This window comes from Acuticoccus mangrovi (genome assembly GCF_016411865.1).
In the GTDB taxonomy this organism is placed as follows: Bacteria; Pseudomonadota; Alphaproteobacteria; order Rhizobiales; family Amorphaceae; genus Acuticoccus; species Acuticoccus mangrovi.
The window spans coordinates 1-14,022 of record NZ_JAEKJA010000012.1 but is presented as its reverse complement, the minus strand read 5'-3'; the positions used below and the strand labels follow the sequence as shown (position 1 = coordinate 14,022).

14 protein-coding genes are annotated in these 14,022 nt (G+C 70.0%); 10 read left to right on the top strand and 4 right to left on the bottom strand.

What is annotated here, in order from left to right:
- The first annotated feature begins 46 nt into the window (after positions 1 to 46).
- The 4 genes from JCR33_RS14970 to JCR33_RS14955 all read left to right on the top strand — a co-directional run bounded on the left by JCR33_RS14970 (position 47) and on the right by JCR33_RS14955 (position 4,303).
- Entirely contained in the window at positions 47 to 961 is a 915-nt protein-coding gene (locus JCR33_RS14970) for a LysR family transcriptional regulator (RefSeq protein WP_198882912.1), read from the top strand.
- A gap of 105 nt (positions 962 to 1,066) precedes the next feature.
- Positions 1,067 to 3,178: an FUSC family protein gene (locus JCR33_RS14965; protein ID WP_211110325.1), complete on the top strand. Its 2,112-nt coding sequence runs from the start codon at positions 1,067 to 1,069 to the stop codon at positions 3,176 to 3,178.
- Positions 3,168 to 3,371, top strand: coding sequence for a DUF1656 domain-containing protein (locus JCR33_RS14960; protein ID WP_198882910.1), 204 nt, complete (start codon positions 3,168 to 3,170; stop codon positions 3,369 to 3,371). The genes JCR33_RS14965 and JCR33_RS14960 overlap by 11 nt, the downstream gene beginning before the upstream one ends.
- 5 nt (positions 3,372 to 3,376) lie before the next feature.
- On the top strand, positions 3,377 to 4,303 hold the full coding sequence (locus JCR33_RS14955; protein ID WP_198882909.1) for an HlyD family secretion protein: 927 nt from the start codon (positions 3,377 to 3,379) through the stop codon (positions 4,301 to 4,303).
- Positions 4,304 to 4,328: 25 nt separating this feature from the next.
- Here JCR33_RS14955 and JCR33_RS14950 read toward each other — a convergent pair whose 3' ends face one another.
- The 3 genes from JCR33_RS14950 to JCR33_RS14940 are packed head-to-tail and all read right to left on the bottom strand — an operon-like array spanning position 4,329 to position 6,891.
- The gene (locus JCR33_RS14950) at positions 4,329 to 4,895 is read right to left on the bottom strand and encodes a DUF3299 domain-containing protein (protein ID WP_198882908.1); all 567 of its coding nucleotides are present in this window, start codon (positions 4,893 to 4,895) and stop codon (positions 4,329 to 4,331) included.
- An 8-nt stretch (positions 4,896 to 4,903) separates the two neighbouring features.
- Positions 4,904 to 6,157: an ABC transporter permease gene (locus tag JCR33_RS14945; protein WP_211110324.1), complete on the bottom strand. Its 1,254-nt coding sequence runs from the start codon at positions 6,155 to 6,157 to the stop codon at positions 4,904 to 4,906.
- Positions 6,154 to 6,891: an ABC transporter ATP-binding protein gene (locus tag JCR33_RS14940; RefSeq protein WP_198882907.1), complete on the bottom strand. Its 738-nt coding sequence runs from the start codon at positions 6,889 to 6,891 to the stop codon at positions 6,154 to 6,156. Before JCR33_RS14940 ends, JCR33_RS14945 begins: the two co-directional genes overlap by 4 nt.
- A 306-nt stretch (positions 6,892 to 7,197) precedes the next feature.
- Here JCR33_RS14940 and JCR33_RS14935 point away from each other — a divergent pair, with 306 nt between their 5' ends.
- Entirely contained in the window at positions 7,198 to 8,310 is a 1,113-nt protein-coding gene (locus JCR33_RS14935) for a hypothetical protein (RefSeq protein WP_198882906.1), read from the top strand.
- A 30-nt stretch (positions 8,311 to 8,340) separates the two neighbouring features.
- On the opposite strand, the gene JCR33_RS14930 is transcribed toward JCR33_RS14935, so the two are convergent.
- Positions 8,341 to 9,282 carry a LysR family transcriptional regulator gene (locus tag JCR33_RS14930; protein WP_198882905.1) on the bottom strand — a complete coding sequence of 314 codons (942 nt, stop codon included), beginning with the start codon at positions 9,280 to 9,282 and terminating at the stop codon, positions 8,341 to 8,343.
- A 155-nt stretch (positions 9,283 to 9,437) separates the two neighbouring features.
- Here JCR33_RS14930 and JCR33_RS14925 point away from each other — a divergent pair, with 155 nt between their 5' ends.
- From JCR33_RS14925 to JCR33_RS14905, 5 genes are all read left to right on the top strand, one after another.
- Positions 9,438 to 10,064, top strand: a complete 627-nt coding sequence (locus JCR33_RS14925; protein WP_332461200.1) for an RraA family protein — start codon at positions 9,438 to 9,440, stop codon at positions 10,062 to 10,064.
- Positions 10,065 to 10,120: 56 nt separating this feature from the next.
- Positions 10,121 to 11,653 (top strand): ABC transporter substrate-binding protein, encoded by a 1,533-nt coding sequence (locus JCR33_RS14920; protein WP_198882904.1) that lies wholly within the window; start codon positions 10,121 to 10,123, stop codon positions 11,651 to 11,653.
- Positions 11,654 to 11,706: 53 nt separating this feature from the next.
- Positions 11,707 to 12,630 carry an ABC transporter permease gene (locus JCR33_RS14915; protein ID WP_198882903.1) on the top strand — a complete coding sequence of 308 codons (924 nt, stop codon included), beginning with the start codon at positions 11,707 to 11,709 and terminating at the stop codon, positions 12,628 to 12,630.
- Positions 12,627 to 13,508 carry an ABC transporter permease gene (locus JCR33_RS14910; RefSeq protein WP_198882902.1) on the top strand — a complete coding sequence of 294 codons (882 nt, stop codon included), beginning with the start codon at positions 12,627 to 12,629 and terminating at the stop codon, positions 13,506 to 13,508. The genes JCR33_RS14915 and JCR33_RS14910 overlap by 4 nt, the downstream gene beginning before the upstream one ends.
- Positions 13,505 to 14,022, top strand: a 518-nt coding sequence (locus tag JCR33_RS14905; RefSeq protein ID WP_198882901.1) for an ATP-binding cassette domain-containing protein, incomplete at its 3' end; no start/stop codon positions are given. The genes JCR33_RS14910 and JCR33_RS14905, both read left to right, overlap by 4 nt.

Here is a 14,022-nt window from a genome sequence, read left to right as displayed (position 1 = left end):
GGTACTTAAGAAAAAGAGATGGGAGTGTCCTGACACTGGAGACAGAATGTCCGGATCGTCGAACCTTGACACGCTGAGTGGCCTCGTCGCTTTGGTGTCGGCGGTGCAGACCGGTAGCTTCAGCGCGGCGGGTCGCGAGCTGGGGCTGTCCGGATCGGCGGTCGGCAAGGCGATATCGCGGCTCGAGGGGCGGATGTCGGCGAAGCTCTTCTACCGCACGACGCGCTCGCTCACGCTGACCCAGGAGGGGCAGGTCGTCTGGTCCCACGCCACCGCGATCCTCGCCCACCTCAAGGAGGCGGAGACGGAGCTCGCCGAGTTCGCCGGCAGCGCTCGCGGACGGCTGCAGGTGAGCCTGCCGACTGTTTTGGGGCGGCGATACGTCATTCCCCGCCTCGCCGAATTCACCGCCGCCTATCCCGAGGTCGAGCTCGACGTGCGGCTCGACGACACCAAGGTGAAGGTGGTCGAGAACGGCTACGACGTCGTCCTGCGGCTCGGCGAGCTCGAGGACTCCTCGCTGAAGGCGCGGCGGCTCGGGGTCCACAGCTTCGTTACCTGCGCCTCGCCGGCCTACCTCGCGGAGCGGGGGCGCCCCCGCGCGCCGGAGGATCTGCGCGACCACCGCTGCGTCCACTTCCGCTTCCCGACCACCGGGCTGCCGGAGGTCTGGGCGTTCACCGAGCAGGCCGAGATCGCCGGCAAGCCCTTTCTCGTGCTCGACGACGGCGAGGCGCTGCTCCACGCGGCACTCAGCGGTCTCGGCATCGTCCAGGCGCCGAGCTATCTCGTCTCCAGCGACATCGCGGCCGGACGCCTGGAGCCGGTGCTGAGCGCCTACGCTACGCCGCGCGGCGGCGTCTGGCTCGTCTTTCCGCCGCTTGATAGAATGCCCATCAGGACGCGCGTCTTCTGCGACTTCGTCTGTGCCGCCGTCGGCGACGTCGTCTGCGCGTCATGACGGGAAGTGGCCGCCGATCCGTCCTGCGAAAGACCCCGCGCGCCGCCCTGTCGACGCAGCGGGGTGTGAGACGGCCGAGATAACCGAGCGAGACCGCGCACGATGATGAGCGAACGAGCGGGCGCCCCCTCAGCGGGTCTCGGTGAGTGGGCCGCCCGAACCGGCACGCGGATCGCCGACGCGCACCCGACCTATGCCCTCAAGGTCGCGCTGATCACGGTGCTGTCGCTCTACGTGGCGTTTCTCCTCGATCTCGACCACACCTTCTGGGCGCTTCTCACCGTGCCGCTCATCGTGCGGCCCGACGGCGGCACCACCGTGTGGCGGGCGATGGCGCGGCTCGCCGGCACGCTCCTCGGCTGCCTGTCGGGCTTCGCCCTCGCCGTGCTCTTCGGCCAGACGGGGGAGACGGCGATCATCGCCGTCGCGATCTTCATTTTCCTCGTCGCCTTCTGGGGCCAGAAGGAAAGCGGGCTCGACGTCTATACCTACGGCACCGCCGGGCTCGTCACGCTGATCATCGTGGTCGACACCGGGCCCGACGCCGCCAACGCCTTCTCCCTCGCCGTGGAGCGCACCACCGAGACGACGATCCCGGTGATCGTGGCGTTCGCGGTGATGCTCGTCGTGTTCCCCCGCTCCGTCTCGGCGCAGGCGGCCGACGGGTTGCGCGCCGCCCGCACCGCGGCGCTCTCCCTGACGGGGCGCATCCTGCGCAACGAGGCGGGCGGCGGCCTCGGCTACGAGCCGAACGTGCTGCCCTCGCTCTCCCTCGCCAACACGGCCTTGCGCGGCCTCGCCTACGAGCGCACCCGGCGCAATCACCTGCGGCCGCGGATGACGGCGGTGGCGATGGCGCTCAACAAGCTCGCGATCCGCGCGGAGACGGGCCGCTTCGCCCTGTTCGTGCTGCCGGACGAGGCGAGCGACGCCGACATCCGTGCCGCCCGCCTGCGCCTTGCCGACGCGATCGACGCGCTTCCGGCGCCCGGCGCGCCGCCGGCCGAGAAGCTCGCCGCAGCCGACCGGATGGCGGGCGTCGCGGAGACGGTCCACCCGCGGCAGGTGCTGCCGCTCGAGGGGAGCGACCTTTCCGATCACGCCCTGAAGCTCGGCGCCGCCTTTTATCGGATGCGCCTGCTCGCTCTCGCCGTCGAGGAGCTGATGCGCACCGAGGCGGCGCTGAGCGATACCTCGCTGCCCGTCGAGCGGATGGCGCCGATGGCCGGCCGGCACTTCGATCCTCTGGGGGCGGCCGAGGTCGCGCTTCGCCCGATGCTTGTCTTCCTCGCCCTCTCGACGGTGTGGCTCGCGACCGCGTGGCCCAACGGGCAGGTGCTGGCGCTGATCGGCACCGCCGTCACGCTCATCTTCCCGACGATCGCTCCGCGCGCCGTGCGAATATCCGGGGCCCGCTCGCTCGGCGGCGGCATCGCCTGCGGCGGGGTCTTCGCGATGGTGCTGATGGTGCTGTTGCCAAACCTCGAAGGGTTCGTGGCGCTCGCCCTCGTCCTCGGCGGTGCCGTGTTCGCGATCTTTCTCGTCGCCAAGGCGCCGCAGCATCTGGCCTTCGCCATCGGCTCCATCATGGTCATTTCGGTGGGCTTCCAGCCGCAGAACACGCCGGTCTTCGACCCCCTCACCCTCGTCAACGTGCTCCTCACGCTGATCTTCCTGCCGATCGCGCTGATCGCGGCGCTGACGATCATCTTTCCCGAGGACGCGGGCTGGGTGCGGCGTCACCTCCGCCGCTCGACCGACGATCTGTTGCGCAGGGCCGCGGCGGGCCGGATCGGCCCCTTCGCCATGGTGGAGCAGTTCGTCGACGTCCTCGCCGATCTCGGCCTCAGCGTCGCGCCGGACGACCGCAAGGGGCTCCACCTGCGCGTGCGGGCGCGGGCGGCGCTGATCGCTGGCGGCGAGTTCCAGCAGCAATTCCTGATCGAGCGGGCGGGGCACCTGCCGCCGCAGCTCGCCGCATTCGGTCCGCGCCTCCGGGCGACCGTGCTCGCGGCGGCGGCGCATGCGGACGGGCCGGTGGATTGCACGATCGTCCAAGAGCTGCGCGCTATGCTGCGCGAGACATTCGCCGCCGGCGGTCTCGACGAGGAGGCCCGCGTGGAGTCGCTGCGCTACGTGGCGATCGGCGAGCTTCTCGCGGCGATCATCAAGACGGGACAGCTGTCGCGGGGTCGGGGAGTGAGCCGTGCATCATGAGATGGCCTTCATCGGGATGTTCTATCCGAGCTTCCTCGCCTGCGCGATCGTCGCGGCGGTCCTCTGGTATCTGATCGACATGCTCATGCTGCGGTTCGGCCTCTGGGCATATTTCTTCCACCCGGCGCTCGGGCGGCTCGCCCTCTACGTCGTCACCCTGGGCGTGGTCGCCTGGATCGCACCGGATTTTTGACGACGATGATCATCGTTCGCCTCCTCTTCACCACCATCCTGACGATCAGCGCGATCTACGCGGGGATCTTCGTGTGGGACGGGATCTTCTACGATCCGTGGACGCGTGACGCCCACGTGCGCGCCAACATCGTGGCGGTGGCGCCGCGCGTCGCCGGCGAGATCGTCGAGGTCGCCGTCAAGAACAACATGAGCGTGAAGCGGGGCGACCTGCTCCTCAGGGTCGATCCGACGGACTTCGACCTTGCCGTCGCCCAGGCGACCGCCGCGCGCGACGAGGCCGCGGCGCAGCTCGATATCGCCCGCCAGAAGTCGAGCCGCTTCGACAAGCTCAAGGCGGAAGGGGCGATCTCCGTCGCCGAGGTCGAGATCATCAATGCCGATCTCGCGACCAAGGCCGCGGAGGCGACGCTGAAGGCGGCCGAAGCCGCGCTGAAGGTCGCGACGGTCGACCGCGAGCGCACCGAGCTGCGGGCGCCGGTGAACGGCGTCGTCACCAACCTCGTCGCCGACGTCGGCGACTATGGCGCCACCGGCACGCCGGTCCTCGCGCTGATCGACACCGATTCCTTCCGCGTCGACGCCTTCTTCCTCGAGACCCAGCTCTCGCGGATCGCGGTGGGGGCGAGCGCGCGGATCCGCTTCATGGCGAACGGCGAGGTCGTCGCGGGGCGGGTCGCCGGCATCGCGTCGGGCATCGCCTACAGCGAGGACCTGTCGAGCAGTCTGCTGCAGGCGCCGAACCCGTCCTTCCAGTGGGTGCGCCTCGCCCAGCGTGTGCCGATCGAGATCGAGCTGATCGAGCGGCCGAAGGGTGTGCCGCTCGTCAACGGGGCGACGGCCACGGTGATCGTCGGCCCGGCCGACGGAGCCGACACTCCGCCCCTGTGGCGCCGCCTCTGGCAGCGCCTCGCGGGCGACCGCGCCGCCTAGGGCGCCACCGCTCGGCGGAGGCGATCTACTCGAACGGATCGACGCGCTTCGCCGTCATGACGTAGCCGACCTCGGCGAGCTCGGTGCTGGTGGTGGCGGTGTTGAACTCTCCCGTCACGGTGACCGGCTCGAAGAGGCCTTGCACCTCGAACGGCGTCTCGGTGGTCACGAACACCAGCTGGTTGGGCGGCGGCGGCGGCACGTGGATGCAGGCGCCGACGAAGGGAACGAGCATGAAGCTCGTCACGCCGAGGCCGGAGTAGTCGAGCGGGATGACGAAGCCCGAGAGCTTCACCGTCTGCCCGTTGAAGCGGGTGACGACGTCCGAGCCCTGCAGCGCGGTCGTCAGCTGGCCGTGCTGCACGATCCCGCGCGGCGTCTCGGTCGGCTGGGTCGTCTCGGCGAAGAACTTGTCGGGCTGGCTCAGCCGGCTCTTCATCTCGTCGAACGGGTCGAGCGCCTTGCGCGGCGGGATGAGGTCGCGCCAGTCGATCTCCACCGTGGCGCTCGCCGCGAGCGCCGGCACGGGGCCGAGATTGGCGAGGAAGGGTGCCGCGGACACAACGAGCGCGAGGAGGGCGAGCCGTTTCATGGTGGACCTCAGATTTTCACGCTCATACCGTCGGCGAGCGACATCTTGTAGGCGCGGATCGCCGGCAGGAAGCTGACGAGGAGGCCGGCGGCGACCACGCCGGCGAGCATGACGAGCTCCCGCGGCGTGGGCGGGTCGATCGTCAGATAGAGGCCGAACGCGTCGTCGATGAGCGGGCGCAGCGCGAAGAGGCCAGCATAGAGCATCGCCGCTCCGAGGAGAACGCCCGCGAGGCTCAGGAGGCCGGCCTCGGTGACGAGAAGCGCGAGGATCGTCCAGGGCCGCGCCCCGACGGCGCGCAGGATCGCCATCTCGCGCCGTCGTTCGTTGAGCGAGGAGAGGATCATCGTCGCGAGGCCGAGGAGCGCCGTCGCGACCACCATCAGCGAGACGACCGACAGGGCGGTCTCGGCGATGCCGACGATCCCCCACAGCTCCTGCAGCGCGATGCCGGGCAGGATCGCGAGCAGCGGCTCCTCCGGATATTCGTTGATCGCCCGCTGCAGGGTGAAGACCTGCAGGCGCGACTTCACCCCGATGAGCGCCGCGGTGATGGCGCGCGGCGACAGGTCCATCCGCCGCACCTCCTCCGCCGACACTTCGGCACCCGGAATGCGGGCGCCGCCGCGCCAGTCGACGTGGATCGCCTCGATCGCCTCGAGGCTCACGTGCACCGTCCGGTCCACCGGCGTTCCCGTCTTGGCGAGGATGCCGGCGACGCGGAACGGCTTGTCGTCGTGCTTGGTGAAGGAGGCGATGCCGTGGGCGACGACGATCTCGTCGCCGATCTCGTAGCCGAGCTCGCGCGCGACGTCGGCACCGACGACGGCGTCGAAGAGGTCCTTGAAGCGGCCGCCCTCGGCGAAGGCGAGCGGCCGGCCGCCGCGATAGCGGTAGTGCTCGAAATAGGCGTCGGTGGTGCCGAGGACGCGGAAGCCGCGATGGCTGTCGCCGAGCGACAGCGGCACCGTCCAGGCAACCTCGGGGCGCGAGGCGATGTCCCGATAGCTCTGCCAGGTGACGTTGTTGGTGGCGTTGCCGATGCGGAAGACCGAGTAGAGCAGCAGCTGCACGCCGCCGGAGCGGGCGCCCATGATGAGGTCGGTGCCCGAGATGGTGTCGGCGAAGCTCGCCCGGGCGCCGGTGCGCACCTTCTCGGTGCCGAGGAAGAGGGCGACGGACAGCGCCACCGCGAACACCGTGAGGATCGCCGTGAGCCGGCGGTTGAGCAGCGAGCGGTAGGCGAGGCGCAGGAGGATCATGCGGCCTCCGCCGACGAGCGGCCGGTGTGGGCCATCTGGGTGCGGGCGATCTCCGTCAGCGAGGCGACGCGGTCGAAGCGCCCGGCCAGGCGCTCGTCGTGGCTCACCATCAGGAGCGTCGCGCCGACGTCGCCCACGAGATCGAACAGGATGTCGAGAAAGGCGGACTGGGCGGCCGCGTCGAGCGCCGAGGTGGGCTCGTCCGCGATGATGATGCCGGGATCGCCGATCAGCGCGCGCGCCACCGCCACCCGCTGCTGCTGTCCCACGCTGAGCTCGGCGGCGGGCGCCGTGGCGACGAGCGAGGACGGCAGGCCGAGCGCCCCCATCAGCCGCAACGCCTCCTCCCGCTCGCGCCCCTTGAGACGCCGGCGCCGCCCCGGTGCGAAGGCGAGGGCGAGGAGCACGTTGTCGAGCGCGCTCGCATAGGGCAGGAGGTTGAACATCTGGAACACGATGCCGATCCGCTCGGCGCGCAGCCGGTCGCGCCGCGCCGCGGAGAGGGCGCCGAGGTCCTCGCCGTCGATCTCCACGCGCCCCGAGTCCGGCGCCACGATGCCGCAAATGAGGCTGAGGAGAGTGGACTTGCCGGACCCCGACGGCCCGACCAGGAACATTGTCTGCCCGCGCGCGACCTCGAGGTGGGAGACCTCGAAGCCGAAGCCCGATCGTCCCGGCCAGCGGAAGGAAACGTCCTGCAGCCGGATCGCCGCGTTCTCGTCGACGACGGGCATCGCCTAGAACGCGCTCGGCATGTCGAACGGAAGAAGAAGCCGGCCGACGCCGAACGGCCGGGTCTCGGTCAGCACCGTCTTGCAAGCCATGGCTGCCGTTCCTGTCCAAGCGGTCAAGCGGACGCTCCCGCTCGGGTGCGCACCATAGGAGAGCGTTGCGCGTCGTACAATATACGGTAACATGACATCTCGATTACAGCAGCGGACGTGGACCGCTCTCGCCGATCGAGGCCCGGCCGGGCCTTGCGGGATCGGCGGGAAGCGCCCACCCTGTTGCGATCTTGGTCCGGGGGACGGAGGGATCGGATGCCCACCGCACAGAGCTTTCTGCGCACGTTCGTTCGCTGCGCCGCGGCCGTCGCGCTGGTCGTGTCGCCGGCGCTTTTGACGCCGCGGCCGGCCGACGCCTGCGCCTTCCACTTCTACGCGCCCGAGCCGACGGTGGTCGATCGGCTGATCGAGAGCGACCACGTGGTGCTCGCCCGGCAGGGGGAGGACGGTCGATACGAGGTCGCCGCCACGCTGAAGGACGGCGGGCGGACCGTTCGGATCACCGAGCCGGTCGATGCCGCGACCGAGGCGCAGCTCGCCGCGAACCCCGGCGACGGCGTGCTCTTCGCCTTCGATGCCGCGAGCGACGGCATCAAGCGCATCGCCTACGCGAGTGCCGAGATGCAGCAGCTCGCGAACGACGTGCTCGCCAGCATGGACGACTGGGGCAGCGCCGGCTACGACGATCGGCGGTTCGCCTTCTTCGCGGCGCGCCAGTCGTCGACCGACCCCGAGGTGCGCAATCTGGTGCTGCGGGAGATCGATCAGGCGACCTACCCGATGCTGCGCTCGATCGGGCTGACGATCCCGGTGGAGGATCTCATCGCCGACCTCTGGACGCTCGAAGGCTACACCAACCAGCCGATCCGGCTCCTTCTCCTCGGCGTCAGCCACGATGCGCGCGCCCGCACGGTGATCCGCCAGCAGGTCGACCGGGCGGTCGAGCGGCAGTGGGCGAGCAATCTCGGCGCGGCCGCCACCGCCCTCGTCGAGCTCGACGACGAGGCGGGCGTGGCGCACCTGCGCGATCTCTTCCTGTTCGACCCGGCGCAGTCCGTCCAGAAGCTGGAGATCATCGTCGAGGCCCTCGCGATCCACAACGGCGTCGGCACGCCGGGGGTCCGGGAGGCGATCTTCGAGGCGCTGCAGGAGGCCGTCGATGGGCGTCCGGAGATTGCGCCCCTCGTCGCGCGCCAGTTCGGCGGCCGGCAGGACTGGACCCAGGCCGCCTATCTCCAGTCGGCGATGAAGCGGCACCGCCTCGCAAGCGCGTCGGCGATGCTGCCGATCGCCCAGTATGTCGCCTACGCCAAGATGAGCGGCCAGCTGCCGCGGGTCGACGGGAGCGCCGCGGCCGGGGCGCTCTGAGCGCCACGCCGACCGCCGCTCGCAGGGGACCTACACCGCGAGCTCGGGATAGAGCGTCGTCAGCTCCTCGATGGCGGCGACGAACTGCTGCTCGGCGGCGCTGAGGCCGACGTCGGGATTGGTCACGAGGAACACGTCGGCGCCGAGCGCCTGGTCGGGCACCGCCAGCGACCACAGAAGGCCGCGCTCGATCTCGGCCGACACGGCCGTGAGCGGCAGGATGCCGATGCCGACGCCGAGGATGATCAGCCGGCGCACCTCCTCGAGGTTCGGGCTCGACGCGGCGACCCGGCTGCCGAGGCCGGCCCCCTCGCTGAGCACGGCCATCGGCTCCAGCCCCGGCCCCTCGGTGGCGCAGGTGAAGGCGACGAACGCTTCCTGCTGCAGCTCCGAGATCGGCACGTCGTGCCGGCCGTAGAAGGGATGCTCGGCGCCGCATAGAACGCTGAACGCCTCGCGGAAGAGGAGGCGGCAGTCGAGGTTCACCACCGGCCGGGTGAGCAGACAGATGCCGAGGCCGGCCCGCTCCTGCTGCACCTGGCGCACGATGGTGTGGCTCGTCTCCACCTCGATCGTCCAGCTGATCGCGGGGTGACGGGAGTGCACCAGGCGGATCGCCTCGTCGATCAGCGGGGAGGACAGGTTGCTGACGATGAGAAGGCGGATCTCGCCGCCGGTCTCGTCGCCCACCTCGCGCGTCGCCTCCTCGATGCGCCCCAGCGAGCGCAGGATGTCCTGGCATTCGAGGTAGACGCGCTGACCGGCGGCGGTCAGCGCGAAGCGCCGGCTGTCGCGATGGACGAGCTGGCAGCCGAGCTGCTCCTCGAGCCGCTGGAGCGCCAGCGTCACCGACGGCTGGCGGATGCTGAGCCGCTCGGCCGCCCGCGTCAGCCCCTGCTCCTCTGCGATCACGGAAAAGGTGCGCAAGAGGTTGAGGTTGAGCTGATCGAGACGTCGGGCTTGCCGTGCCATTGCCGCCATGAGCCGAGAGTCCGGCAAACGATAGGCGGTGGCGCCGCGGCCGACAAGCGACTTGCCTATCTGAAGGATAGCGGCGGCCTATTTGACCCTTTGCCTAACATCCGATCTCCTTCACCTGCTGCTGAAATTCGAGGCAAGAGGGTGCGGTGAGCCTGGATCTATCGGACATCGAGACCGCGACGCTCGGCCATTTTCTCGAGCAGGGCTTCATGGCCCAGGTCATCCAGGGCGTCATTCCCGGCGCGCGGGTGTTCGGCCCGGCGCTGACCGTGCGGCTGCCCGGCAGCGACGGCACCGCCCTCGTCCATGCCCTTTCCATCGCCGAGCCCGGCCAGGTGATCGTGGTCGACCGCTGCGGCGACGTGCGCCACGCCTGCTGGGGGGCCGTGACGAGCGCGGCGGCCATCGCCCGCGGCGTCGCCGGCGTGATCATCGACGGCTACATGACCGACCAGGCCGCGATCCTCGCCGCCGGATTTCCGGTCTGGTGCCGCGGCCGCTCGCCGCTCACCACCAAGATCCGCGGCGGCGGCGGCGAGATCGGCTGTCCCATCACCTGCGGCTCGGTGCGCGTCGAGCAGGGCGACATCGTGCTCGCCGACGAGAGCGGCGTCGTGGTGCTCGACCCGGCCACCGCGGCCGAGCACGCCGAGCGCGCCCGCGCCATGCAGGCCGCCGAGCCGGAGACCATCCGTCGGCTCCAGGCCGGCGAGACCCTTGCCGAGATCACCCGACCACCGAGCTTGCCCGGCCGCGTTCCGCGCCATCCCTGACCGTTCGCAACCGACCCTTCGCCCCCGACCCATTCGCCCACGGAGAGATCACGACCATGCCTCTGTTCCCTCGCAAAGGCGCCGCCTCAATTGCCGCACTCCTCGCGGCCGCGGCGATCAGCTTCACCGCGCCGGCCGCGTTCGCCGGCAAGGCCGACGACACGCTCAACGCCGCCTTCGCCGCCGAGCCGGAGCCCTTGGACTCCTACAAGATCGCCGGGCGGCAGGGCCTCATCCTCGCCCGCCACGTCTACGACGGGCTGCTCTACAAGGACCTCGACACCGGTGAGATCGTGCCGGCGCTCGCCGAATCGTGGGAGCGCACCGGGCCGCTGACCATGGAATTCACTCTGCGCAAGGGCGTGAAGTTCCACAACGGCGCCGACTTCACCGCCGACGACGTGGTGGAGACGCTCAACACCGTCATCACCCCGGAATACGGCACGCGCTACGCCATCTCGGTCGACTGGATCGAGAGCGTCGAGAAGCTCGACGACTACAAGGTGCGCATCAACATGTCGAAGCCCTTCGCGGGCGCGGTGGAGATGCTGGCCGATGCGCTGCCGATCTACCCGCACGAGGCGTTCGCCGCCGGCGGCTCGGAGGGGATGGCGAAGAACCCGATCGGCACCGGCCCCTACAAGCTCGTGGAGCAGGAGCCCGGCATCCGCTACGTGTTCGAGCGCTTCGAAGATCACTATGAGGGCAGCCCCAAGGGCAAGCCCGCGATCAAGAACATCGTGGTGCGCACGATCCCGGAGATGAACACCCAATATGCCGAGCTGATGAGCGGCAAGCTCGACTGGATCTGGCGCATTCCGCCCGATCAGGCGAGCCGTCTCGAAAGCCGGGTGAACGTCCTCAGCGCGCCGATCATGCGCATCGCCTATGTCGGCTTCGCACCGCTCGCCAACGGTGGCGACACGCCGATCGCCAACGCCGACGTGCGCCGGGCGATGATCCACGCCGTGAACCGGCAGGCGATCGTCGACGCCTTCGCCGGCGGTGCCTCGAAGGTCCTGAACACGCCCTGCAACCCGGCCCAGTTCGGCTGCGAGCAGGACGTCGCCACCTACGCCTACGACCCCGAGCTCGCCAAGACGATGCTCGCCGACGCCGGCTATGGCGACGGCTTCCAGATCGAGATGATCTTTGCCGCGATGCCGCGTCCCGTCGCCGAGGCGGTGGCCGCCGATCTCGCCAAGGTGGGCATCGACGTGGTGCTCAACGAGCAGCAATATGCGGCGGGCGTCGGCAAGTGGCGCGCCAAGGAGCTGCCGGCTTTCTTCTCCAACTGGGGCAGCTACGGCATCGGCGACGTGGTCTTCATCCTGTCCAACTTCTTCGGCGGCGGCGCCGACGACCTGGTGCAGGACAAGGAGGTCCAGGAGTGGGTGACCACCGGCGACACCGCCACCGAGGACTCGGTGCGTCTGGAGAACTACTCCAAGGCGGTGAAGAAGATCGCCGACGAGGCCTACTGGATGCCGATGTACAACTTCAATGTGAACTACGGCCTCAACCCCGACCTCGTCTTCACGCCGCATCCGGACGAGTTCGCCCGCTGGTGGCTGTCGAGCTGGCAGTGATTCCAACGCCGCCCCGGTTCGCCGGGGCGGCCCACCGCTGAGGAAGGTCGCCGATGCTCGGCTTCGTGGTCCGACGCCTCACCGTCGCCTTGCTGGTGGCGGTCGCCGTGTCCTGGCTCAGCTTCGGGCTGATCTTCATGGCCGGCGACCCGGCCATCGCCATCGCCGGCTCCGGCGGCAGCGCCGCCGACGCCGCGGCGGTGCGCGAGGCCTACGGCTTCGACCGGCCGATCGTCGTCCAATATCTCGACTGGGTGACGGGCGTCCTCGGCGGCGACCTCGGCCGCAGCGTCTATTTCAACATGCCGGTATCGGAGATCGTCGCGGCGCGGGTGAAGGTCACGCTGCTGCTCGGCTTCCTTTCCTTTGCCCTCGCGCTCCTGGTGGCGGTTCCGCTCGGCGTGGTGGCGGCGATGTTCCGCAACTCGATCGTCGACCGCCTCGCCCTCGGCTTCGCGGTGCTCGGCCAGGCGATCCCGAGCTTCTGGCTGGGGCTGATGCTGATCGTGGTGTTCGGCGTCTGGTACGGCATCGTGCCGATCTCGGGTACCGACACCTGGCGCGGCTACATCCTGCCCGTCCTCGTCCTCTCCTACTATGCGATGCCGGCGATGATGCGCGTCACCCGCTCCGGCATGATCGACGTGCTCGACGCCGACTACGTGCGCACGGCCCGGGCCAAGGGGCTTCCCGGATGGCTCGTCATCACCCGCCACGCGCTGCGCAACGCGGTGCTGCCGCTGATCTCGCTCTCGGCGGTGCAGCTCGGGGTGCTCCTGTCCGGTTCGATCGTGATCGAGAGCGTGTTCGCGGTGAACGGCATGGGGCGGCTCGCCTGGGAGTCGCTCCTGCGCAGCGACCTTCCGGTGGTCCAGGCGATCATCCTCATCCTCGCCCTCATCTACGTGGCGCTCACAACGCTGTCCGACGTCATCAACGCCCTCCTCGATCCGCGCATCCGGGGGCGCCGCGCATGAGCCTCGCCATCGAGACGCCCACCCGCTCCAACGCCGGACGCCTCGCGCGGCGGGCGCTGCGCAACACCGGCGTCGTCGTCGGAGGCGGGCTCCTCCTCGTCATCGTGCTGGTGGCGGTGTTCGCGCCGCTCATCGCCCATGCCGATCCGACGGCGCAGAACCTCGCCGCCCGTCTCTTGCCCCCGTTCTGGATGGATCGCTCGGTACCTGAGCATTTCCTCGGCACCGACCATCTCGGGCGCGACTATTTCGCCCGCCTCGTCTACGGCGCGCGGGTGTCGCTCGGCGTCGGTCTCGGGGTCGCGGCGGTGGGCGGGCTGATCGGCGTCACCCTCGGCCTCTTCGCCGGATATTTCGGCGGCTGGGTCGACATGGTCATCTCCTTCGTCATCACCACGCGCCTCGCGCTGCCCATCGTGCTGGTGGCGCTCGCCGCGGTCGCGCTCGGCGGCGCCTCGCTGACGACGCTGGTGCTCGTCCTCGGCCTGCTGCTGTGGGACCGCTTCGCCGTCGTCACCCGCGCGGCGACGCAGTCGCTCGCGAACCGCGACTTCGTCGCCGGCTCGCGCGCCATCGGGCGGGCCGAGATCGGCGTGCTCTTCGGCGAGATCCTGCCCAACCTGCGCGGGGCGGTGATCGTGGTGGCGACGCTCGAGGTGGCGAACGCCATCCTGCTCGAGGCGGCGCTCTCCTTCCTGGGGCTTGGGGTGCGACCGCCGACGCCCTCGTGGGGCCTGATGATCGCCGAGGGGCGCGAGAACATCCTCTTCGACCCTTGGCTGATCGCGCTGCCGGGGTCCTGCCTCTGCGTGCTCGTCCTCGCCGTCAACCTCCTCGGCGACGGGCTGCGTGACATCACCGGGCCGGTGACGCGATGAGCCCGGTCCTCGACATCGTGGGCCTGCGGGTGGAGCTGCCCACCGAGCACGGCCGCCTCCACGCCGTGCGCGGCGTCGACCTCACCATCGCCGCCGGCGAGACCCTGTCGGTGGTGGGAGAGTCGGGCTGCGGCAAGTCGCTGACGGCGCTGTCGGTGATGGGCCTCCTGCCGAGGGGAGCGCGGATGCGCGCGGACCGCCTCACCGTCGCCGGCCACGAGTGCGCCAGGAACCGCCGGGCGCTCGCGCGGATGTGGGGACGGGAGATGGCGATCATCTTCCAGGACCCCACCACCGCGCTCAATCCGACGCTCACCGTCGGCCGGCAGCTCACCGAGGGGGTGATCCTCACCGAGCGGCTGACCCGCGCCCTCGCCACCGAGCGCGCCGTCGCGCTGCTCGACCGCGTCGGCATCCCGCGCGCCGCCGACCGGCTCGGCCAGTATCCGCACGAGTTCTCCGGCGGTCAGCGCCAGCGCATCATGATCGCGATGGCGCTGATGGGGCGGCCGCG

Coding starts and splice junctions, on each gene's coding strand:
- JCR33_RS14920 (WP_198882904.1), top strand. CDS start 10,121: ATGCCTCTGTTCCCTCGCAAAGGCGCCGCCTCAATTGCCGCACTCCTC.
- JCR33_RS14940 (WP_198882907.1), bottom strand. CDS start 6,891: ATGCCCGTCGTCGACGAGAACGCGGCGATCCGGCTGCAGGACGTTTCC.
- JCR33_RS14910 (WP_198882902.1), top strand. CDS start 12,627: ATGAGCCTCGCCATCGAGACGCCCACCCGCTCCAACGCCGGACGCCTC.
- JCR33_RS14930 (WP_198882905.1), bottom strand. CDS start 9,282: ATGGCACGGCAAGCCCGACGTCTCGATCAGCTCAACCTCAACCTCTTG.
- JCR33_RS14970 (WP_198882912.1), top strand. CDS start 47: ATGTCCGGATCGTCGAACCTTGACACGCTGAGTGGCCTCGTCGCTTTG.
- JCR33_RS14965 (WP_211110325.1), top strand. CDS start 1,067: ATGAGCGAACGAGCGGGCGCCCCCTCAGCGGGTCTCGGTGAGTGGGCC.
- JCR33_RS14955 (WP_198882909.1), top strand. CDS start 3,377: ATGATCATCGTTCGCCTCCTCTTCACCACCATCCTGACGATCAGCGCG.
- JCR33_RS14915 (WP_198882903.1), top strand. CDS start 11,707: ATGCTCGGCTTCGTGGTCCGACGCCTCACCGTCGCCTTGCTGGTGGCG.
- JCR33_RS14935 (WP_198882906.1), top strand. CDS start 7,198: ATGCCCACCGCACAGAGCTTTCTGCGCACGTTCGTTCGCTGCGCCGCG.
- JCR33_RS14950 (WP_198882908.1), bottom strand. CDS start 4,895: ATGAAACGGCTCGCCCTCCTCGCGCTCGTTGTGTCCGCGGCACCCTTC.
- JCR33_RS14945 (WP_211110324.1), bottom strand. CDS start 6,157: ATGATCCTCCTGCGCCTCGCCTACCGCTCGCTGCTCAACCGCCGGCTC.